Below are 20,999 nucleotides of genomic sequence, written 5' to 3' on the forward strand. Positions count from 1 at the left end.
AAATTTGGTATAAATATAGCGCTTAGTCCCTAATATAAGGGTAATCGCTTTGAACGTAAACGTCGGTATATAATTCAGAAGCCTCCGGCCATGGTGACTCTTCGGCAAACTTAACCGATTCATCAACCAAAACTTTTATCTTGGCATCAATCTCTTCAAACCATTTATCATCAGCATAAGCCTTTTCAACAATAGTTTGACGGGTGATTTCAATAGGATCTTTTGCTTTGTAGCTTTCCAACTCTTCTTTAGTACGATACTTTTGAGGATCGGACATGGAGTGACCTTTATAACGGTAAGTGCGCATTTCCAGGAAGGTTGGTCCTTCACCGGCACGTGCACGTGAAATAGCCTCATCCATTGCTACGTGTACCGCAGCAGGATCCATACCATCTACAGCAGATGACGGGATACCATATGGCAAGCCTAATTTATAAATATCAGTTTGAATGGTAGTACGTGCTACAGAAGTACCCATGGCGTAACCATTGTTTTCGCAAACAAAAATTACCGGTAATTTCCAAAGCGCAGCCATATTAAAGGTTTCGGTAAGTGCACCCTGGCGCACAGCACCATCGCCCATGTAGGCTATGTTCACAAATTCGGTCCCTTTATATTGCTCGGCAAAAGCGATACCTGCACCCATAGGTACTTGTCCGCCTACGATACCGTGGCCACCATAAAAGTGCTTTTCTTTATCAAACATGTGCATTGATCCACCTTTGCCTTTTGAGCATCCGGTTGCTTTACCATACAATTCAGCCATGATAGCATTTGGTGTTACACCTTTTGCTAAAGCATGAGCGTGATCGCGATAAGCGGTGATCATACTGTCTTCCTGTTTCATTACAGACATAGCTCCGGCCAGTACGGCCTCTTGCCCAATATACAGGTGGCAAAAGCCCCTGATCTTCTGTTGTCCGTATAGTTGTCCTGCCTTTTCCTCGAACTTACGCATCAACAGCATTTGTTCGTACCACATCAGGTAAGTGTCCTTTGTTATTTCGATTGAACTCATGTAATTAAACAATCTATTTCTTGGAGTAAAGCGCAAATCTAATTATATCCTTTAAATTATCGAAACTGCAACCAATTTGTTATGCAGATTTATTTTTTATTTTATGTAGATGACATTTGGTAAGCATTATAGCCCTGTTTTGTTGGTTTAACCAAACTTTATAAGGCCATTTTAAGGTTTCGCAAAAGTTTTTTTGTTAACATTCTGTGTTTGAACCCGTAAAAAAGCCCAATTGTCCTGAATTTGAGACTTTTTTTTTCGCTAATTTGGAATAAATATTAAATCAGACAGGAGATTCCAAAACATTCAATAATGACTGCTCGTAATAGGAACAGCAATAAATTAATAAGATTTATTGTTTGCCCGATTTATTTATATTTTTTGAAAAAAAAGCCCCTTTTATTTGCAAATTTAAAAAATATGGATAGTTTTGTATTCAACGATAGACAAAGTGTCTAATTTAACGAACAACTTGTTGACCCTATCAACAATTTCAACTGATTAAATGAAGAAATTTGCCCTGGCTATTGCCCTAATTTTCACTGTTTTAGCTTCACAGGCTCAAACAAAAAGTGTTGCAAGTATTACCGAAGATAAAACTGACGAACAAGACGGCTTAGCAAAAACATATTTATCTCAAATTATGGGTGTTGCATTATCTGCAACTTCCAACATGAAACTTTTTCACTTTGTTTACGATTGGATTGGTACCCCTTACCACTTTGGCGGCAGCTCAAGGAAAGGTATTGATTGCTCTGCATTTACTAAAGAATTATACAGCGAAGTATTTAATCTTGATATTAAAAGAAATTCGCGCGATATTTTCAGCATGGTTAACCCTGTTGCCAAAGATGAGCTGAAGGAAGGCGATCTGGTTTTCTTTAAGATACATAGCCGCAGGATATCACACGTAGGTATTTACCTTGGCGGTGGCAGATTTGCTCATGCATCATCAAGAGGTGTAGCTATCAGCAGCCTTGATGATAACTACTACAGTCGTTATTTTTACAGAGGCGGCCGCCTGATGGCTTCATTTAAAGATGAGCTAAGCAGCAGCACGCCTGCGACCAACGAGGAAGAGGATAATAATTAATAGAAATTCAATTAAATACCTAAATTAGTCCTTTCATGAATATGAAGGGACTTTTTTTTGCTGTACGTTTTTTTTTATTGCCTATAGCCTTTTGCTTTATTTTGCTTTTACAAGCCTGCGAAAACCCTGTGCTTATTAAGCATCGCCTGGCGAAACATAACCCGCCGGCAGCTATCCAGCCGGTAAAGATTGCTCCCGTTCTTCGTAACTCCTTATGTATTGCCGCGGTAGGTGATATTATGCTGGGCACATCATACCCGGATAGTACAACCCTGCCGCCAGATAGTGCCATCCATAGCTTTAAAGCCGTAAAGCCCGAATTGAAAGATGCAGATGTAATATTTGGCAACCTGGAAGGATCACTGCTTGATACCGGCGATCCGGCTCATTATAAACTGCATCAAAAAAGTAAAGCCTTCCTGTTTAGAATGCCTGTTAAATATGCCTCTATTTTAAAAGAAGCGGGTTTTAATGTACTTAGCCTGGCCAACAACCATATTGGCGACTTTGACGTAAAGGGCCGTAAAAGCACAACCAAAACACTGGATCGCCTGGGCATTAACTATGCGGGCCTACAAGTAAAACCTTCAACCGTTTTTGAATTGAATGGTGTTAAATATGGTTTTTGTTCATTTGCCCCAAACGCCAATACGGTATCGATACTTGATCTGAAAGGCGCTGCGCGTATTATCAGCGAGCTTAAACAACGTTGCGATGTGGTTATTGTATCTTTTCACGGTGGCGGCGAGGGCGTTGATTATGAGCATGTGCCTTGTGAAATGGAAACTTATATTAATGAAAAGCGAGGTGACGTACATGCCTTTGCCCATAACGCCATTGATGCCGGCGCCGACCTTATTTTTGGCAACGGCCCACATGTTAACCGCGCCATGGAACTATACAACAACCGGCTGATTGCTTACAGCCTGGGTAATTTTTGCACCTATCGCTGTGTAAGCGTGGCCGGCATTTGTGGTTTGGCCCCCATGTTAAAAGTGTATGTAAATAAAAAGGGCGAGTTTTTAAGCGGACGTATTCTATCTTTCAGGCAAGCACATGATAAGGGATTAGTCAGGGATACACTGAACCGGGCAGCGATAAAGATCAGGACGCTTACTGATTCAGATTTTCCGGGGAACGGTTTAACTATTTCTGATGAAGGAGAAATTGCAGCAACTGTAACCGGGAACGCCTTAGCACAGGAATCATTAGCAAAAGAACGTTAACCTGCGCAGCTTCCCTGTTTGGTTTACAAAGCCTTTAAACAAGAGGCTATTACATTAAAATTGGCTTTGAGCTTTAAGCCTTCTGCTTTTAGCTTTTAACCTTTTGCTTATCTCAAATAAACCGCATCCTCTTCGCCTTCTTCATTCAATACCACATCAACGTGTTCTTTAATTACGGTGGATAGGGCCACGCCTGCAAAATCAGTAGTTATAGGGAAACTTTTATGGTTACGATCTATCAATACCGCGGTACGCAATTTTTTAAGTGGTACATCAATGAAAACGCCAAAGCCATACGCAAGGGTTTTGCCACTGTTCAGCACATCATCTACCAGGATCACCACCTTACCGCTGCAATCGGCCACATTAAAATTAATTTTGGCTTGCAGGCTGCTGCTTTGTTTATCCAGTTCAATGGTTAGCAACCGGGTGCTAAAGGGGGCTATTCCATCAAGGATTGTCTTAAGTCGGTTAGCAATATTGTCGCCCCGGGGCAAAATGCCGGCTATCAGTATCTCTTCTTCGTCGAAATTATCTTCCAGGATCTGGTATGCTATACGGTCCAGCTTTTGCTGTATCTGCTGCTGGTTTAATATCAGGAGTTTTTTTTCAGACATGGTTACTAACTATAGAAATACTGTGGTAAATATATAAAATTTACTTTCCTGCAATGGCTTCAATGTTTACTTCTTATACGGAACGTAAACAAAGTTTGCCCCTTCGGGTACTACCACAAACACGCACATATATTCGTTAGGGTTTTTGTAGCTATTAATGAAGCGGTCTTTTAGCTCGGCCTTAATTATACCGCGTTCGGTAAATTCTTCGAGCGTTGAAGCGTGGATACTCCAGTCAGAATTTAAATCATGCCTATCCAATATTAACTCACCTAATTTAAGTTCATGCTGATGAGCGATAAAGATAGGATAAGATGAAAGGCCTTCCATCATGATCTCGACAGCCACCTCGTGGATAGAATCTTTAAAAAATTTAAGATCGCGCTCCAAACTCAACAGCGGACTATTCTTGGCCGCCTCCTGGCTTTCTTTATTACCTTCGTTTAATAAGTCTTCGGGTTGCATACTTTAAAATTCTAAGTGGCTATTTAAAAATTAAAAACAGGCCGTCATTGCGAGGAACTTGCTAAAGCCCCTTTTGTCATCCTGAGGAACGAAGGATCTACTCTACACCATGCTTCTTCGCCCTGTACAGTTTACGAATAGATCCTTCGTTCCTCAGGATGACAAACCTTTTTAACGTCATTTCCCCTTCAGTGTTCTCCGGATTTAATCACTCGCAATGACGTGTGGGGTTGCTCCAAATCAACCTCTCAATACCAACAATACCACATTCTCCACATGTTGTGTATGCGGAAACATATCAACAGGTTGTATTTTTACAGTATCGTATTTTTCTTTCAATACCAGCAAATCGCGGGCCTGGGTGGCGGCATTGCAGCTTACATAAACAATTTTAGGAGCTTCAATTTCCATCAGGCGGGCAACTACATCCGGGTGCATACCGGCACGCGGCGGATCGGTAATGATCACATCCGGTTTGCCATGTTCGGCCACAAAATCAGCAACCAGCACATCTTTCATATCACCGGCATAAAATTTTGTATTGGTGATGTTATTAATGGCCGAGTTCACTTTGGCATCTTCAATGGCAGTTGGTACATACTCTACCCCTATCACTTCTTTTACACTACCTGCAATAAAATTAGCAATGGTACCGGCGCCGGTATATAAATCATAAACCAGTTCGTTGCCGGTAAAGCCTGCAAAATCGCGGGTTATTTCATATAGACGCAGGGCCTGGATGCTGTTGGTTTGGTAAAATGATTTTGGACCAATACGGAATTTTATCCCGTTCATCTCCTCATGGATATATTCCGGGCCTTTAAAAGCCACTACATCCTGGTCAAAAATGGTATCGTTTTTTTTATGGTTGATGATATACAATAATGAGGTAATCTCGGGGAAACCGGCATCAATAAAGCCCATGAGCTTATTCACTTCCTCTTCGCTTACGTAAGCAAAAACAACAATCACCATGATCTCGCCGGTAGAAGAGGTGCGGATGATGAGGTTACGCAATGAACCCTCGTGGCCGCGCAGGTTATAAAAAGAATAACCTTGTTCAATCACAAAATCGCGAATGCTGTTACGCAAGCTGTTTGATGGTTCGGCCTGCAGATAGCAGTGCTTTACATCCAATATTTTATCAAAGCGACCGGGAATATGGAAGCCCAGCGCGTTCATGTTAAGCGTTTCATCCTCCTTGTTCTCGCCATCATACAACCAGCGTTTGTTGCTAAAGGTGTACTCCAGCTTGTTGCGGTAATAACGATCGGCTGGTGAAGGGATAATATCCATGATGCCGTCAACATCAATTTTAGCAATGCGGCCAAGCGCATCGGCAACAGATTTTTGTTTGAACTTTAACTGTGCCTCATAGGTCATATGCTGCCATTTACAGCCCCCACACGTTCCAAAATGTTCACAGAAAGGATCGGTACGATATTCTGAAGCTTGTTTTAGTTCGGTGATCTTTGCCTCACCAAAATTCTTTTTGCTTTTGTAAACCTGTACATCTACAATATCGCCTGGGATGGCTTTATCAACAAAAAGCACAAACTCGTCTGCCTTACCTACCCCTTTACCTTCTTCGGCAATATCAATTATCCGAACGTCTTCAAAAAACTTCTGTTTCGCAACTTTATTCATCAGGCTGCAAAGTTATGCAAAAAAGCATAATCATGAAGTACGATACAAGAATCAAGGTGTTAACATACAAAAGGCGGCATGCTAATCCTGTTAAGCCAACAAGCTCAACAGGAAGCTTATCATACCAATTGTTGATACATCCTCAATCTCGAACTGCTCGTCTATCTGGTTAGAAAAATCTGTTAGTTCCGGGCTCATGGCTTTTAAGTTTACTATGCAAAAATATCTAATAAAATACCATATACCAAAACGGTATATGGTATTTTATTAGATATTTTTTTTCCCAATAGCCCGTAACATATATACTTAGAGCTATGCTTATCTTAAACTTCAATGCCTATCCCAATTAATCTTCCGCGAAAAAAACATCAGTATGCCTACAATAATAAACAAGGCGATACTACCCACCATAAGCGCTAAATCTTCCAACTGGATAATCACGAAGATGAATGTGTAAAGCACGGCAAGGATAAATGCAAACAGTATTGCCGCCATTTTATTTTTTAAAATTGAAGCGATGAATGTTGCCGTCAATACGATGGTTGAAACCGACGCCACCAGGTAAGCCCAGTTATAACCTATCTGCTCGGAGAACGACAATAGCAGTAAATAATAAATGATCATAGCGGCAGCAATAAGTACATAATTGAATATATGAACACTTTGCTTCCTGATCACTTCAGTTAAAAACAGGGATATAAAGGTGAGCAGTATAATTAATATGGCGTATTTACTTGTACGGGTAGTTTTCTGGTACTGATCTACTGGTAAGCGCAGTTTAATTCCAAAGCTGGCATCAGTTAGTTTCTTCGCGTTACTTAGCAATCTATTATCATCTACCCATTGTTGTGGAAACGGCCTATTATAGTATAGCATTTTCCAGCTCGCCCTAAAACCATTTGCGTCGACCTTGCGCTCATCGGGCAGGGAACGACCATCGAAACTGGGGCTCGTCCACGTGCCGCTGGCCTGTACATCGGTAGTTTTACCCAAATGCAAAAAACTCAACTCCTGGCTGCCTTTCATATCCAGGTTATAATCAAAAGTAAATTCACCATCCTTTATTACAGATAGGTCTATGGCAGCCTGCAAACCATCGCCCATTAATAAGGTATTGCCAAATACGGGTTCGGCAGTTAAAGTTTGTCCACCTGCTTTAACAACCGGATTGTTTTTCAGCCCCTTTAAATCGGAAATACTGAACACAAGTTGCGCCTTATCCAACAAAAGCTGGTCGGCAGTTAAAGAAAGGCTACCCAAATCGGCTTTAGAAAAATTACCTGATACTTTAACTAACGAATTATAAACTGCGACATCAAAAATTCCGCGGTGCAATATTTGCGTATTAAGGCTTGCTTTAATATTCAAATTATTGGGCAGCACGTACAGGTTTTCGATGACATCGCGGGTAGTTACCTTATTTGCGGTGTCAATTTTTTGCACATGTTTTTTATAAGGAATAACCAGCACCGGCCCCGTCACCAACTGTTCGCCCGACCATTTATCTGATACATCTTTGATCATTTCATTCTGGCGTCCTGCCCGTTCGTTGATCAGGTCATTAATCAGCGATGATGGGATGAGCAATACAATTATTAATACCCCAATAAAAAGTAATTTAACGGTTACCGACTCCTTGAGCCAATCCATTATTGTGCGTGGTTGTGGTTGTTCTTCTATCATTTTATTCAGCGTAAAGTACTTTGCATTTCAAAGTATAGATATAAAAATAATGGCCATCGATGGCCTGACTTCTGAGATACAAATTAAATAAAAGAACTTTGCATTTCACAGTTAATAAAGAAATAAAATTAATGATTCAAATATCACCCGTAATGTTCTCTATCTTTATAAATGACCACACAGGAACAAATATATAATTGGTTAATAGCGGGCCTCCAACAATCACCGACGCGATTTTCGGAGATATTTTATTATGATAGACGCGACAATCAGTTTTTTTCGATTTTAATGACTGATTACTTTTTATTTGACAAAAATGGCGAGATAGCCAGCGATGTAGTCACCAGCTATTCACAAAAAACCTTAGCCTTGCTTACAGACAGAATAAGGAGAGTCAACATTGATAACACTGTAATTGGCGTTCCCCGGCTTGGCGATATCGAAGGCGATTACCTGGAGCAGGCGGATACCTTTTTGAATTTAAATTCAATTAATATAGAAGCATCATCCATTTGGGATGTAGAGGAAAGCGGCACAATAAGCTTTAAGATAGAATGAAAAGCCTTAAACCGCGATAGCCGCCTTCACCAGATACGGCAAGATCTCTTTTTGAAAAGAAACAAAGTTCTTACGCACATCTGAATCACTTACCGAAGTAAACGCGAAGCTGAACACAATACTTTTGCTGCATTTAATTAAAAAACGCAAACGCTGGTGATAGGTTTCGTGCTTACGGATACCGGGCAGCTGAATGAATGAAGCCATCAGCATTTCTTCCAGCTCGTTGGATAGGTTCTTTAAAAAATCCTGTGAGTTGGTTGATTCGCGGATGAAATCCCACCCGATAAACTCATTACACACGGTGTACGACAGCCTGCAGGTTTTCATGATCAGGTTGTTAAGGTGAGCCTCTTCATCCATATCGGGTGTATTGCTTTGAACCAAATCATCAACACTGGCTTTAATATAATCCATTAGCAAAATGTGCAGTACAGCCTCTTTACTATCAAAGTATTTATAGATAGTGGCCTTTGCTATTTTTGCTTTTTTGGCAATCTCGTTAACGCTGGTTTTATGGTAACCGAATTTGCGGAATAGGTCCTGCGCCGCCCGCTTTATACTGTCTTTTATTTTATCGGCTTCCATGTATTAATTAACTACTTGAAGTGTATATTGATGTGTTATCACCTGGTAAACCCTAAGCCCTTTGGTTGCAGGTGCCTTAACAGGGGTGCCATCCTCTAAGGAAAATTTCGAACCACTGCATGGATCGACAAGTGTAACACCTGAATCATCAAGGTTTACAGCGCATTTTTTTTCGGGTTGATAACTGCTGCACCTGTCATAAGCTACATAATTTCCCTGGAACGTTTTATAAATGATGATACCGGCAACACCGTAGCCATTAATAAAAACGGGGGGGCCACCATTACTAAGCTTATTTAATGGAGGCGAAAATATTTCCCCACTATAATTGACAGGAACACTTGGAACAGGACTCCCTCCTTTTCCACAAGAAAATAAACTAATGCAAACTACAATTAAAATTATAGCTTTCCTCATAGCATCTCTGTAGTAAACTGCTTCAGGAAACGCACATCGTTCTCTGAAAACAAGCGAAGATCACGAATAACGTATTTTAAATTGGCTATGCGTTCCATACCCATACCAAACGCAAAACCAGTAAATTTCTTACTATCAATACCGCAGTTTTCCAAAACATTAGGATCAACCATACCGCAGCCCAATATTTCAACCCAGCCGCTGTATTTACACATGTTACAGCCAGAGCCCCCACAAATGGTACAGGAAATGTCCATCTCGGCAGATGGCTCGGTGAACGGGAAGTACGAAGGGCGGAAACGTACCCGGGTGCCTTCCCCATAAAGTTCCTGCACAAAGTGGTAAAGCGTTTGTTTCAAATCGGCAAAGGATACATTTTCATCAACATATAAACCTTCAACCTGGTGAAAAAAGCAATGTGCACGTGCAGATATGGCCTCGTTACGGTAAACGCGACCAGGCATAATAGCCCTGAACGGCGGTTTGCCCTGCTCCATCATCCTTACCTGTACCGATGATGTGTGGGTACGTAAAGCAATATCATCCTTACCATGGTTCTTTTTAATGAAAAAGGTATCCTGCATATCGCGGGCTGGGTGTTCTTCAGGAAAGTTCAACGCCGAAAAGTTATGCCAGTCGTCTTCAATCTCCGGTCCTTCTGCAACCACAAACCCCAGGCGTTTAAATATATCTATGATCTCGGTACGTACCAAAGATAGCGGGTGGCGCGAGCCAACAGTAAAGCCATTCCCTGGTAAAGTTAAATCAATATCCAGATCCTTAGCCTGCGGGCCGGCATCAAGCCCATCCTTCAACTCAGCATATTTAGCCTCTGCCGTTTGTTTAAACTGGTTAAGTACCTTACCAAAAATCCGTTTTTCTTCGGCGCCTACGCTTTTGAACTGCTCAAACAGGTCTTTGATAATTCCCTTGGTACCTAAAAATTTAATACGGAACGCTTCCAGTTCATCAGCATTAGCCGGCGAAAAGGCATTGATCTCGGCAGTATATTGGTCTATTTGAGCTTGCATTATTTCCCTTAACTATTATTAAAACAGGTAAGCATGAATAAATCATGCTTACAATAAGATACAAATATAAAATTATTTAATCACTCCTAATTCCTTACCCACTTTGGTAAACGCAGCAATGGCTTTATCTAAATGATGCATATCATGCGCGGCAGAGATCTGCACACGGATACGGGCCTTACCCTGCGGAACTACCGGGTAGTAAAAGCCGATTACATAAATACCTTCCTCCAACATTTTAGCTGCAAACTCCTGGGCCAGTTTTGCCTCATAAAGCATAACTGGTACAATGGGATGTACGCCCGGTTTTATATCAAACCCAGCTTCGGTCATTTTTTGGCGAAAGTATTGGGTGTTGGTTTCCAGTTTATCGCGCAGTTCGGTAGTCTCGCTCAGCATATCCAACACAGCTATAGAAGCACCGGTAATAGACGGCGCAAGCGTATTAGAGAACAGGTACGGGCGCGAACGCTGGCGCAGCATATCAATAATTTCTTTGCGGCCAGATGTAAACCCGCCCGATGCACCACCCAAAGCTTTACCTAATGTGCCGGTAATAATATCAATTTTACCCATCACGTTATGATGCTCATGGGTACCTCTTCCGGTTTTGCCCATAAAGCCGCTGCAATGGCTTTCGTCAATCATTACCAAGGCATTGTATTGCTCTGCCAAAGCGCAAATTTTATCAAGCTGTGCTATGGTGCCATCCATGCTGAATGCGCCATCAGTAACAATGATACGGTGACGGCAGCTTTCGGTTGCCTTCAACTTTTCTTCCAAATCGGCCATATCATCGTGTTTGTAGCGCTGGCGCTGGGCCTTGCAAAGGCGAACGCCATCTATAATAGAAGCATGGTTTAACTCATCAGATATGATGGCATCCTGCTCATTAAACAGAGGTTCAAACACACCGCCATTGGCATCAAAAGCCGCGGCGTAAAGTATAGTATCTTCGGTGCCTAAAAATTCGGCAATCTTTTTTTCAAGTTCCTTATGTATATCCTGTGTTCCGCAGATGAAACGTACAGATGATAAACCATAACCATGTGTATCCATTGCATCCTTAGCTGCCTGTATCACTTTAGGGTTGGCAGATAAGCCAAGGTAATTATTAGCGCAAAAGTTAATTACCTCATTGCCTCCCTGTACAGTAATATCTGCACCCTGTGGTGATATAATAATGCGTTCTTTTTTATATAATCCCGCATTTTCAATGGCTTCAAGTTCTTGCTGTAAAACCGGCTTTAGTGTATTATACATAGTATATGGTATTTAAAGGTGGCAAAATTAAACATTCATAGGCATTTGGAATGCTTAAATAGGTCCTAAATATTTAATAGATGTTTAAATAAAACATTTTACAGGGAAAAAGTATTAATGTTAAAGACTATGAAAAGAAACTTACTCCTGATTGTCACTATTTTATGCACACTCAATGCCTTTGGGCAGCAATACCTGCTATCCGGCCGGATAACCGATCAAAAAAACAATGTAATTCCCTTTACTTCGGTATATATCCGCAACTCAACATACGGCACCACAGCCAACGAAAATGGATTGTACCAGTTCAAGCTTTCGCCCGGTAATTATAACCTTACCTATCGTTTTGTTGGCTTTAACGAAAGAGAGGTTAAAGTAACCATAACAGATCATGATGAAACGCTGAATGTGCAGATGGATGACGAGATATTTGGGACAGAAAGAGTAGCTGCCATTTATCGCAAAAATCGCGATGCTGCTGATACCATCATGAAACAGGTGATAAAAAAAAGGAAATATTACCTGGATGAAGCCACCTCCTATTCCTGCGCCGTTTACGTTAAAGGGGTGCAAAAACTACTAAGTGCCCCAAAATCGCTGTTATCAAAAGAGGTTATTCGTACGCTTGACCTTGATTCAATGGGCCGAGGGATTCTTTATCAGCAGGAATCATTATCTGATTATAATTTTCAACGGCCCCATAAAACAAAAGAAGTTACTATTGCTAACAGAACAGCAGGTATAAATACTGCATTCAGCTATAACAAGGCATCTGATCTGCAGGTGAATTTTTATAACAACGTATTTACCATAAATGGTTTAAGCACCCGTGGCTTTGTATCACCCCTGGCATCAAATGCTTTAACATTTTACAGGTACAAACTATTGGGGGTATCAAATGAAAACGGTCGCATTATAGATAAGATACAGGTGATACCTCGCCGCAGTCACGGACAGTATTTTCAGGGAGATATTTATATTGTAGATGGCGACTGGCGACTTTACAGCGCCGACTTGTACCTGGCTAATGGCATAAACAGCCTCAACCTGATTGATACTTTACACATCACCCAGCAATATGTGGCTATAACCGATAGCGTATGGATGCCATCGGCAGTACAATATAACTTTAAGGGCGCTGTGCTTGGTTTTAAATTTGGCGGGTATTACGATATTATTTATAACAACTACAAAATTAATCCCCCCTTCCCGGAGCACTTTTTTACCGGCGAGGTTTTAAAGATTGATACTGCCGCAAATTCAAAAAAAGAAGATTACTGGGCACCCGTTCGCCCCGTTCCCTTAACCGCAAGGGAAACCCGCGATTACCAAAAGAAAGATAGCATTGCAGCTTATAAATTAACAGACCGTTACCTGGATTCTATTCAGCATACCAAAAACCACATCAACTATCCGGGATATTTAATATTTGGTTACTACGCCAGTGACCGTAGTGAAAAGGATTCGCTTTACGTTTACCCTTTTTTACAAACCTTTTATTACAACACTGTTGAGGGTTTTGGCATCAACGCCAAGGTAAGATACACCCGGAAGCTCGATGATTTCCACTCGCTAAGTATAACGCCCAACTTACGTTACGGATTTGTAAATAAAATGCTAAGCGCCAATATTTACTCCGAATATAAAAATGATCCCTTCCATAATGCTAAGTTTTTTATGGGCTTTGGCAGCGATATACTTGATTTAAATAACGTAGGTACCAGATCGCTATATTTCAACACCCTAAGTACTCTTTTAAGCGAAAATAACTATGTTAAATATTACCGCACCCGCTACGGTCAATTTGGGTACCAGCGAGAGGTGACCAACGGCGTATTACTGAGCGGAAATTTTACCTATGCCAGCCGGAGCCAGCTTTACAATACCTCTTACGCGCACATAAAAGATGTTAAAAACAGGGATTATACCTCAAACAATCCGCTAGCCCCGCCGGGAGCACCAGCAGATGACCATTCCTTTTTATTTCCTGACAACCAGGCATTAACCTTTACCACCGCGGCAGCATTTACGTTCGATCAGCAATATGTTACCCGGCCAACCGGTAAGGTAAACCTGCCATCAAAATACCCAACCTTAACCTTAAATTATCGAAAAGGAATTAAAGGAGTATTGGGTTCAGATGTGAATTATGATTTTACATCTGTGGATGTTTCTCAATATAACATCAGAGTGGGGCTAACCGGTTTTTCATCATTCAAATTAACAGCGGGGGATTTCTTTAATGATAAAACCCTGTATTATATGGATTATAATCACTTTTTAGGTAATCAGGGTACCACCTTTGACCCTACCTATGTGGGCAGTTTTCACTTTTTACCATTTTATACATATAGTACAAACGGCGCATTCCTCGAAGCCCATTTTCAGCACAATTTTGCCGGATCAATATTTAACAAGATTCCCCTCCTTAGGAAGGCCAAGCTGGAAGAGGTGATCGGGGCTAATTACCTAACCACTAAAAACAACCCCAATTACCGCGAATTTTATGTGGGCGTACAACGCCTTATTTTCAGGGTTGATTATGGTGTATCTTACGCGGGCAATAAAAAATACCTGCAGGGATTCAGGATCTTTTACGGTATAAGGTAAGGTGGTGAGTGGTTGATTGAGTTGATTGGGTGAGTAGTTGCTCGCCACTATCCAACTTAATCAACCACTCAACTCAATCAACTATTCACCAAAATGCTTTTCACTATCCAACTTAATCAACCACTCACTTAATCAACTATTCACCAAAATCCTTATCTTTGCACCTCATTTAACACTGTTTACAGCAGTATCAATGGTTTATGGCAATATATAATACACTACTATACTATTGTTATTCAACAATAGCCGATGCGGAGCAATTTGCTGCCGATCATTTAAAATTTTGTAAAGGTTTAGGGCTAACCGGTCGCATCATTGTAGCTACCGAGGGCCTTAACGGTACCGTATCCGGTACTGCCGAAGCTTGTAAAACCTATATGGATACCATACATGCCGACGAACGTTTTGCTGGTATCGACTTTAAAATCGATGAAGTTGCAGAACCCTCATTTGTAAAAATGCATGTGCGTTACAAAGCCGAGATCGTGTACTCAGGTCTGCGCGACCCAGGTGTGATAAATCCGCAGCAACAAACCGGCAAGCACCTGGAACCAAAAGAATTTATGGCCATGAAAGACCGCGACGATGTGGTTGTTTTGGACGTACGCTCAAACTATGAGCACTCTTTAGGCAAGTTTAAAAACGCGATAACGCTCGACATTGAAAATTTCAGGGATTTCCCGGCGATGATCAACGAGTTGGCTAAATACAAGGATAAAAAGATATTAACCTACTGCACCGGCGGCATTAAATGCGAAAAAGCATCGGCCCTGTTATTGCACGAAGGTTTCCCCGAAGTATACCAGCTGCACGGCGGTATCATTAAATATGGTAAAGAAGCAGGCGGCGAAGATTTTGAAGGTAAATGCTATGTGTTTGATAACCGCCTTTCTGTAGATGTAAATAGCGTAAATCCGGTGGTGATCTCCACCTGCCGTAATTGCGGCAAAACCACACCTAAAATGATCAATTGCGCCAACCCCGAGTGCAATGAGCATTTTACACAGTGCGATGAGTGCGGCACCCAAATGGAAGGCTGCTGCAGCGATGCCTGCCAAAGTCATCCCCGCAAAAGGGTTTATGATGGTACCGGTTATTATGTAAAAGTTCCGCAACCTGTAAATACGGCAAAAAGAAAAAACGCAGAAGAAGTTTCTATATAATTAGAAGATTACTGACTTTAAATACCCACAACAACAAACAACGCCTTCATTGCGAGGCACGAAGCAATCTCTTTGCTATACAGAGCGACCATGCAAGTCCGACCTGCCTGTGTAGAGATTGCTTCGTACCTCGCAATTGTAAAGGTCAGATAATTCGGTAACAGAATTAGCTTTAACTAATAAAGCTAAAAGTTATGCGGAACATAAACAACGATCTTACCTTAAAGCGAAATTACCTGAGCAAATACCGTTTTTTAATCGGTGAATATGAACAGGTAAAGCGTGGTGAACATACTGTTTTTAGGTTTGCCAAAGATTTCTATTCAGCTCATGATACCGATCCGAGAAGTTTTTTAAAGTATTATAACCGTTTTAAGCAGTCAGGTAATGAACTGGATCTGTTGCCCGCTAAGCGTGGGCCAAGGTATTCTACCARGCGACCTGACCCGGATGATGAGCAAAAAGTGCTTGATCTGCGTATGGGAGGTTGCAATAAGTTTGAAATAGCTTATCAGCTTAAACAAAAATCAAATAACTTTAACCCATCGCCGTCTGGTGTGTACAATATTCTAAAGCGGTATCAAAAGAACCGTTTACATGCGGCGGATAAGGAAATAAAGCGAAAGATCATCAAAGAACGCATGGGCCAGTTAGGACATATCGACTGTCATCACCTGAGTAAAAGTGTGATCAGAGGGCAAAATAGGAGGTTATATCTGCTTTGCGTGCTGGATGATTATTCCCGCCTGGCCTGGGCACAGGTGATGGAAGACATCACCGCGCTGACTACCATGTTCACTGCCATGCATTGCATGCAGGCGCTCAAACGGGAGTTCGGCATCCAGTTCGAGGAGATCATTGCCGATAACGGCCCGGAGTTTGGTACTTCAACAAGTTTGCAAAAGCGGAACCATCCTTTTGAGCGAATGTTAATGGAAACAGGCATCAAACGGCGGTATATGCAGCCTTATCGGCCGCAAACCAACGGCAAGGTGGAACGCTTTTGGAGGACCCTTAAAGAAGACCTTATTGAAGATACCGATTTCGACAGCTTTGAAGAGCTGGAAGATGAACTCCTGAAATATCTTGTTTATTATAACTGGGAACGGCCACATCAGGGCATCAATGGTAAAAAACCTATCGATATGGTCACCCTAAACAACAAATAAAAATACCTGATTCTGTTACCGAATTACTAAACCCTTACAGCAATGACGCGTGGCTATGTACTTCATTAGAAGCCTAAAACATTTAATAAATCATTTTTAGACAGCCTCTGAGATTACATTTTCAAATTCAACCACAAAAACCTCGCCTCATTGCACATCCTCCCACATCTGAATAAAAAACTACAAAAATAGTTTGCAAACTATAAAAATAGTTCTACCTTTATGTAACTATAAAAATAGTTTGCTATGAATCTTAAAGAACTCACCAAAGCCGAAGAACAGATAATGCAGATACTCTGGCAGTTAAAAGAAGCTATTGTAAAAGATATTATTGAACAAATGCCCGATCCTAAACCCGCCTACAATACGGTATCAACCGTGGTACGGGTACTGGAGGGTAAGGGCTTCATTGATCATAAGGCCTATGGCAATTCACATGTATACTTCCCCCTCATTAGTGATGATCAATACAAAAAATTCACTTTTGATAAAATGATGAAAAACTATTTCAGCAACTCTTACCAAAGCCTGGTATCATTTATTGTTGACGAGAAGAAGCTTGGCGTAAAAGAATTGGATGAATTAACCTCCCTGATTGATAACCTTAAAAACAAAAATCAATGAACTGGCTGCACTACCTCGTCGAAGCAAACATCTACCTTGCGGTATTCTATGCCGGGTATTGCCTGTTTTTAATTAAGGAGACTTACTATACGCTTAACCGGATTTACCTGCTGCTAAGCTGTATCATATCGTTTATTTTACCTGTTTTCCAGATTGGCTCCTTAAAATCAACCGAAGAACCGGCTACCCAAACATATACTACGGTGATGCAAAATGTGCATACCACTAATGCTCCGGGGCCAGTAAATTATCAGCCGGAGCTAAGCCTTTTTAACTTTCAGGATGCTATTTGGTATGGTTACCTTATTGGTATTGCGATACTCACTTTAATATTAATCATCAAGATATATAGGCTAATCAAAATGACCACCGGTGCCAAAACTATTATTGGGAACAAGTATAAATTGATTGATATCGATAGTTCAAACACCGCATTTTCGTTTTTCAATTACCTTTTTATTGGCAAAAATACCGCGGGTAATGATACCATCATCAGGCATGAGCTGGTGCATATCAGGCAAAAACACTCCATTGATATCCTTTTTTTGGAACTGATCAGGATCATCAACTGGTTTAATCCTATTATTTATCTGATGCAGATAAGCCTCAAAACCGTGCATGAATACATAGCCGATGAGCAAACTGCAGCGCTTGAAAACGACACCCTCGCCTACTCTGCTTTCCTTGTTAATAATGCTTATGGCCTTAACGGCTCATCTATTACGCATTCATTTTTCAATTATAACCTGTTAAAAAAGAGAATCATTATGTTAAACCAAAAACGTTCGGGAAACTTAGCAAGACTAAAATACCTGGTAGCCTTACCCATTTGCGCGGGGATGCTTTGCGCATCAACATTAGCATTCAGTAAAAACTATGTATTGGTTGACCTGGCGCCAAAAAGAGTGCTTACAGATACGATAGTGCAACATGTTTCTAAGCCTTATGTTAACGCAAAGGGTTACATAATTGATGAAAAAAGTTTCACAGCTAACGGCCACCTGGGATTTATTGCCACCATTACCGATAAGAAAGGCAAAAAACTTATAGCTGACGCCAGCAAATGCAATGTATCCGGTGAGTCGATGCTGTATGATGTTTACGGTTATAAATTTCCGGCAGGATTAAAGGTTAAAAAAATCCCAATGGATATTCCGCCGCCACCTATTGTTGTTAAAGACGATTATGTTGGGTTATTTAATCATTTAAATAATACTGTCAATTATCCTGCAGAGGCTTTAAAAAACAATAAATATGGTGTGGTAGGCCTTAGCATTAAAGTAAAAAACGACCACAAAATATCTGATGCCAGGATAATTAACAACGGCGGAGATGAATTTAATAAAGCAGTTTTAAAATCAATTCAGTCCTTTAATGGTACAGTTAATGCCTCTGCAGGCCAGCATAAAATACTCGTTTATTTTTGTACCGATTATTATAAGTTTATTAAAACTCAGGAAGCTGCCATCATAAATGATCCATCTTATGATTTAAGTATGCTGATCTATCGCGCAGGTAAATACCCGCCGATGGCCAAAGGCGCAAAAGATCTGAAAGCAGCCAACGCAATAGCGCCGCCTGCTGTTCCAAACCCAATTGCTCAACTTCCGCCCCCTCCGCCACCGGCTCCTGCCCTTAACATTCAGACTGCCGTTCAAAAACCAACCCTGCCAGATTTTACCGCTTTTTATAAATACATAGCTAAATCTGTAAGATACCCTGCAATTGACCGCAAAAACCTTATCGGCGGCAGGGTAATTGCAACCCTTGATATAATTGATGGTAAAATTATCGATCCTAAAATTGTACGTGGCGTTGAACCTGTTATAGACGGCGAACTTTTACGTGTACTTAAGGCCTATGATGGCAGCCTTGATTTAGCAGCAGGCCATTATTCAATGCCGGTATCATTTCAGCTAATTGATTCTAAAAACAATCAGGTTGTCCATCTTCCTGAAAATCAAACTAATGATAACCAAAAATCAACAGCCGATAAACCTATCAAACAATCTACCGGATTTTCAACATCGCTTAGTTTGGATGAAGTTGTGATAGTTAGTTACATAAAAGATTAAAACATAGCCCGATTTTTAAAATGCCCACCCATTAAATCAAAAACCAATGAACTGGCTGCATTACCTCCTCGAAGCAAACATATACCTCGCTGTATTTTATGCCGGATATTGCCTTTTTTTAAATAAGGAAACTTATTATACACTTAACCGGGCCTACCTGTTGTTGAGCTGTTTACTATCGTTTGCTTTACCTGTTATCCAGGTCGGTGTCTTAAAACCAGTTGAGCAACCCGGCGGGTCAATTGTGATCATTACCCCTGAAAACATTGTAACACAAGTAACTACGGATACAACAACAGTTAATGACGTATTAATGTATGCTTACCTGGCGGGAGTTATTGTTTTGGTTATAGTTCTGCTTATAAAACTATCCAGGCTCATAAAAATGACTGGTAGTAGTAAAACACTTGTGGGTAATAAGTATAAACTGATAAATATTGATGGTTCAAACACCGCATTTTCATTTTTCAATTACCTCTTTATAGGTAAAAATACAGCGGGTAATGACACCATCATCAGGCACGAGCTAGTACATATCCGGCAAAAACACTCAGTTGACATTCTTTTTTTGGAACTAATCAGGATCGTCAACTGGTTTAATCCCATTATTTACTTGATGCAGATAAGCCTCAAAACCGTGCATGAATACATAGCCGATGAGCAAACTGCAGCCCTTGAAAACGACACCCTCGCCTACTCTGCCTTCCTTGTTAATAATGCATATGGCCTTAACGGCTCATCCATTACACATTCATTTTTCAATTATAATTTGTTAAAAAAGAGGATCATTATGTTAAACCAAAAACGTTCGGGAAATTTAGCAAGGCTAAAATACCTGGTGGCCGTACCCATTTGTGCGGGGATGCTTTGCGCATCCACATTAGCTTTCAGTAAAAATTATGGCTGGGTTGACCTTGCGCCAAAGCACAAATTAGCGCCCACTGCCAATAGCAAATCGGCAAATCTTGCCGCTGACACCTCGGCCAAAACACAGATCAAAGCAAAAGCAATAACCGCGAAAGGTTATAAATATGAAGAAACCGGCTACCTTATTAATAAGAAAAGCGATTTCAGAGTGATTATTACCGAGAAGAACGGCGAGCAAAAAGAGTACTATAAAAGCAAAGCAAAACCCGGGGAAATAGCTATGCTAAAAGAAAAATATGGTTATTCGTTCCCTAAAATGTTGATATTCCCTAAACTTCCACCACCACCACCAAAAGGCCCTGGATTGCAAACCTATATAGATAAAGTGCCTCCTCCTCCACCAGCCGCACCAAAAAAGGGAGCCAAAAAGCTTCATAGAATGCCACCTCCACCGCCTGCACCTCCCGTTGGCTCAGAGGACATCGACAAAACGCCACCGCCACCGCCGCCTGCGTCACCAATTGGTGCAGAGGACATTAACAAAATGCCGCCGACACCACCACCCGCTCAGCCTATTGGCTCAAAAGACCTTGTTGCAATGCCAGTGCCCGCACGTCCGGTTTCGGCAAAACAGCTTAAAAAGCTAAATTTGAAAGCGGCACCCGTAAAAGCAGTTGATGTTTTTATTATCGGAGAGCCTAAAGCTCAGGTAAGTCCCGCGCCGGCTATTGCTCCTGCTGATGTAAAACCAATTTCTCCAACAACGCCTTTAAAGTAAAACACGTACCTGCGCTATTATATATATTGTAAAAGGTACATCGGATAAAAAAACCTCCACCCAATGAGGCAAATTGCTGAACGGATTAAAAAACGCTTCGGCATTTT

General features: G+C 41.1%; 18 protein-coding genes. 9 read left to right on the forward strand and 9 right to left on the reverse strand.

Translation table 11 applies throughout. The features are described from left to right. Positions 1–22 precede the first annotated feature (22 nt). A complete protein-coding gene (pdhA, locus tag AC1D0K_RS21285; protein WP_295718177.1) occupies positions 23–1,018 on the reverse strand; it encodes a pyruvate dehydrogenase (acetyl-transferring) E1 component subunit alpha in 996 nt (331 codons plus the stop codon). Between the two features lie 505 nt (positions 1,019–1,523). Between pdhA and AC1D0K_RS21290 the strand changes: the two genes are divergently transcribed. Both AC1D0K_RS21290 and AC1D0K_RS21295 read left to right on the forward strand, forming a co-directional pair. Further along, positions 1,524–2,111 carry a C40 family peptidase gene (locus AC1D0K_RS21290; protein WP_477395414.1) on the forward strand — a complete coding sequence of 196 codons (588 nt, stop codon included), beginning with the start codon at positions 1,524–1,526 and terminating at the stop codon, positions 2,109–2,111. 35 nt (positions 2,112–2,146) lie between these two features. Beyond that, positions 2,147–3,337: a CapA family protein gene (locus AC1D0K_RS21295; protein ID WP_477395416.1), complete on the forward strand. Its 1,191-nt coding sequence runs from the start codon at positions 2,147–2,149 to the stop codon at positions 3,335–3,337. 107 nt (positions 3,338–3,444) lie between these two features. Here the strand turns inward: AC1D0K_RS21295 and AC1D0K_RS21300 are convergent, their stop codons facing one another. The 4 genes from AC1D0K_RS21300 to creD all read right to left on the reverse strand — a co-directional run bounded on the left by AC1D0K_RS21300 (position 3,445) and on the right by creD (position 7,749). Further along, a complete protein-coding gene (locus tag AC1D0K_RS21300; protein ID WP_295718182.1) occupies positions 3,445–3,954 on the reverse strand; it encodes a phosphoribosyltransferase family protein in 510 nt (169 codons plus the stop codon). A 66-nt stretch (positions 3,955–4,020) separates the two neighbouring features. Then, positions 4,021–4,419, reverse strand: coding sequence for a hypothetical protein (locus tag AC1D0K_RS21305; protein WP_477395419.1), 399 nt, complete (start codon positions 4,417–4,419; stop codon positions 4,021–4,023). A gap of 240 nt (positions 4,420–4,659) precedes the next feature. Continuing rightward, on the reverse strand, positions 4,660–6,066 hold the full coding sequence (gene rlmD / locus AC1D0K_RS21310) for a 23S rRNA (uracil(1939)-C(5))-methyltransferase RlmD (protein ID WP_295718184.1): 1,407 nt from the start codon (positions 6,064–6,066) through the stop codon (positions 4,660–4,662). Positions 6,067–6,396: 330 nt separating this feature from the next. Continuing rightward, a complete protein-coding gene (creD, locus tag AC1D0K_RS21315; RefSeq protein WP_477395421.1) occupies positions 6,397–7,749 on the reverse strand; it encodes a cell envelope integrity protein CreD in 1,353 nt (450 codons plus the stop codon). Positions 7,750–8,037: 288 nt separating this feature from the next. Here creD and AC1D0K_RS21320 point away from each other — a divergent pair, with 288 nt between their 5' ends. Continuing rightward, positions 8,038–8,307 carry a hypothetical protein gene (locus tag AC1D0K_RS21320; protein WP_477395423.1) on the forward strand — a complete coding sequence of 90 codons (270 nt, stop codon included), beginning with the start codon at positions 8,038–8,040 and terminating at the stop codon, positions 8,305–8,307. 6 nt (positions 8,308–8,313) lie between these two features. Here AC1D0K_RS21320 and AC1D0K_RS21325 read toward each other — a convergent pair whose 3' ends face one another. The 4 genes from AC1D0K_RS21325 to kbl all read right to left on the reverse strand — a co-directional run bounded on the left by AC1D0K_RS21325 (position 8,314) and on the right by kbl (position 11,606). Next, entirely contained in the window at positions 8,314–8,895 is a 582-nt protein-coding gene (locus tag AC1D0K_RS21325; protein WP_295718190.1) for a TetR/AcrR family transcriptional regulator, read from the reverse strand. A 3-nt stretch (positions 8,896–8,898) separates the two neighbouring features. Next, a complete protein-coding gene (locus AC1D0K_RS21330; RefSeq protein WP_477395426.1) occupies positions 8,899–9,312 on the reverse strand; it encodes a Rieske (2Fe-2S) protein in 414 nt (137 codons plus the stop codon). Continuing rightward, a complete protein-coding gene (gene pheS, locus AC1D0K_RS21335) occupies positions 9,309–10,343 on the reverse strand; it encodes a phenylalanine--tRNA ligase subunit alpha (RefSeq protein ID WP_477395428.1) in 1,035 nt (344 codons plus the stop codon). Before pheS ends, AC1D0K_RS21330 begins: the two co-directional genes overlap by 4 nt. A 72-nt stretch (positions 10,344–10,415) precedes the next feature. Next, on the reverse strand, positions 10,416–11,606 hold the full coding sequence (gene kbl / locus AC1D0K_RS21340; RefSeq protein ID WP_295718197.1) for a glycine C-acetyltransferase: 1,191 nt from the start codon (positions 11,604–11,606) through the stop codon (positions 10,416–10,418). Between the two features lie 129 nt (positions 11,607–11,735). Here kbl and AC1D0K_RS21345 point away from each other — a divergent pair, with 129 nt between their 5' ends. The 6 genes from AC1D0K_RS21345 to AC1D0K_RS21370 all read left to right on the forward strand — a co-directional run bounded on the left by AC1D0K_RS21345 (position 11,736) and on the right by AC1D0K_RS21370 (position 20,892). Continuing rightward, on the forward strand, positions 11,736–14,216 hold the full coding sequence (locus tag AC1D0K_RS21345) for a DUF5686 family protein (RefSeq protein ID WP_477395430.1): 2,481 nt from the start codon (positions 11,736–11,738) through the stop codon (positions 14,214–14,216). Positions 14,217–14,416: 200 nt separating this feature from the next. Further along, entirely contained in the window at positions 14,417–15,379 is a 963-nt protein-coding gene (gene trhO / locus AC1D0K_RS21350) for an oxygen-dependent tRNA uridine(34) hydroxylase TrhO (RefSeq protein WP_477395432.1), read from the forward strand. A gap of 194 nt (positions 15,380–15,573) precedes the next feature. Further along, on the forward strand, positions 15,574–16,548 hold the full coding sequence (locus tag AC1D0K_RS21355; protein ID WP_477463095.1) for an integrase core domain-containing protein: 975 nt from the start codon (positions 15,574–15,576) through the stop codon (positions 16,546–16,548). Positions 16,549–16,794: 246 nt separating this feature from the next. After that, positions 16,795–17,172 carry a BlaI/MecI/CopY family transcriptional regulator gene (locus AC1D0K_RS21360; protein ID WP_477399036.1) on the forward strand — a complete coding sequence of 126 codons (378 nt, stop codon included), beginning with the start codon at positions 16,795–16,797 and terminating at the stop codon, positions 17,170–17,172. Then, positions 17,169–19,247 carry a M56 family metallopeptidase gene (locus tag AC1D0K_RS21365; RefSeq protein WP_477399038.1) on the forward strand — a complete coding sequence of 693 codons (2,079 nt, stop codon included), beginning with the start codon at positions 17,169–17,171 and terminating at the stop codon, positions 19,245–19,247. The genes AC1D0K_RS21360 and AC1D0K_RS21365 overlap by 4 nt, the downstream gene beginning before the upstream one ends. A gap of 46 nt (positions 19,248–19,293) precedes the next feature. Then, positions 19,294–20,892, forward strand: coding sequence for a M56 family metallopeptidase (locus AC1D0K_RS21370; RefSeq protein WP_477443116.1), 1,599 nt, complete (start codon positions 19,294–19,296; stop codon positions 20,890–20,892). Positions 20,893–20,999: the final 107 nt, after the last annotated feature.

This window comes from Mucilaginibacter sp. P1_A3 (genome assembly GCF_056406855.1).

Excerpts from the sequence above, each read along its gene's own strand:
- AC1D0K_RS21325 (WP_295718190.1), bottom strand. The coding sequence starts at position 8,895 with ATGGAAGCCGATAAAATAAAAGACAGTATAAAGCGGGCGGCGCAGGAC.
- kbl (WP_295718197.1), bottom strand. The coding sequence starts at position 11,606 with ATGTATAATACACTAAAGCCGGTTTTACAGCAAGAACTTGAAGCCATT.
- pdhA (WP_295718177.1), bottom strand. The coding sequence starts at position 1,018 with ATGAGTTCAATCGAAATAACAAAGGACACTTACCTGATGTGGTACGAA.
- AC1D0K_RS21370 (WP_477443116.1), top strand. The coding sequence starts at position 19,294 with ATGAACTGGCTGCATTACCTCCTCGAAGCAAACATATACCTCGCTGTA.
- AC1D0K_RS21295 (WP_477395416.1), top strand. The coding sequence starts at position 2,147 with ATGAATATGAAGGGACTTTTTTTTGCTGTACGTTTTTTTTTATTGCCT.
- AC1D0K_RS21300 (WP_295718182.1), bottom strand. The coding sequence starts at position 3,954 with ATGTCTGAAAAAAAACTCCTGATATTAAACCAGCAGCAGATACAGCAA.
- pheS (WP_477395428.1), bottom strand. The coding sequence starts at position 10,343 with ATGCAAGCTCAAATAGACCAATATACTGCCGAGATCAATGCCTTTTCG.
- AC1D0K_RS21365 (WP_477399038.1), top strand. The coding sequence starts at position 17,169 with ATGAACTGGCTGCACTACCTCGTCGAAGCAAACATCTACCTTGCGGTA.
- AC1D0K_RS21330 (WP_477395426.1), bottom strand. The coding sequence starts at position 9,312 with ATGAGGAAAGCTATAATTTTAATTGTAGTTTGCATTAGTTTATTTTCT.
- trhO (WP_477395432.1), top strand. The coding sequence starts at position 14,417 with ATGGCAATATATAATACACTACTATACTATTGTTATTCAACAATAGCC.
- AC1D0K_RS21290 (WP_477395414.1), top strand. The coding sequence starts at position 1,524 with ATGAAGAAATTTGCCCTGGCTATTGCCCTAATTTTCACTGTTTTAGCT.
- AC1D0K_RS21360 (WP_477399036.1), top strand. The coding sequence starts at position 16,795 with ATGAATCTTAAAGAACTCACCAAAGCCGAAGAACAGATAATGCAGATA.
- AC1D0K_RS21345 (WP_477395430.1), top strand. The coding sequence starts at position 11,736 with ATGAAAAGAAACTTACTCCTGATTGTCACTATTTTATGCACACTCAAT.
- AC1D0K_RS21320 (WP_477395423.1), top strand. The coding sequence starts at position 8,038 with ATGACTGATTACTTTTTATTTGACAAAAATGGCGAGATAGCCAGCGAT.
- creD (WP_477395421.1), bottom strand. The coding sequence starts at position 7,749 with ATGATAGAAGAACAACCACAACCACGCACAATAATGGATTGGCTCAAG.
- AC1D0K_RS21305 (WP_477395419.1), bottom strand. The coding sequence starts at position 4,419 with ATGCAACCCGAAGACTTATTAAACGAAGGTAATAAAGAAAGCCAGGAG.
- rlmD (WP_295718184.1), bottom strand. The coding sequence starts at position 6,066 with ATGAATAAAGTTGCGAAACAGAAGTTTTTTGAAGACGTTCGGATAATT.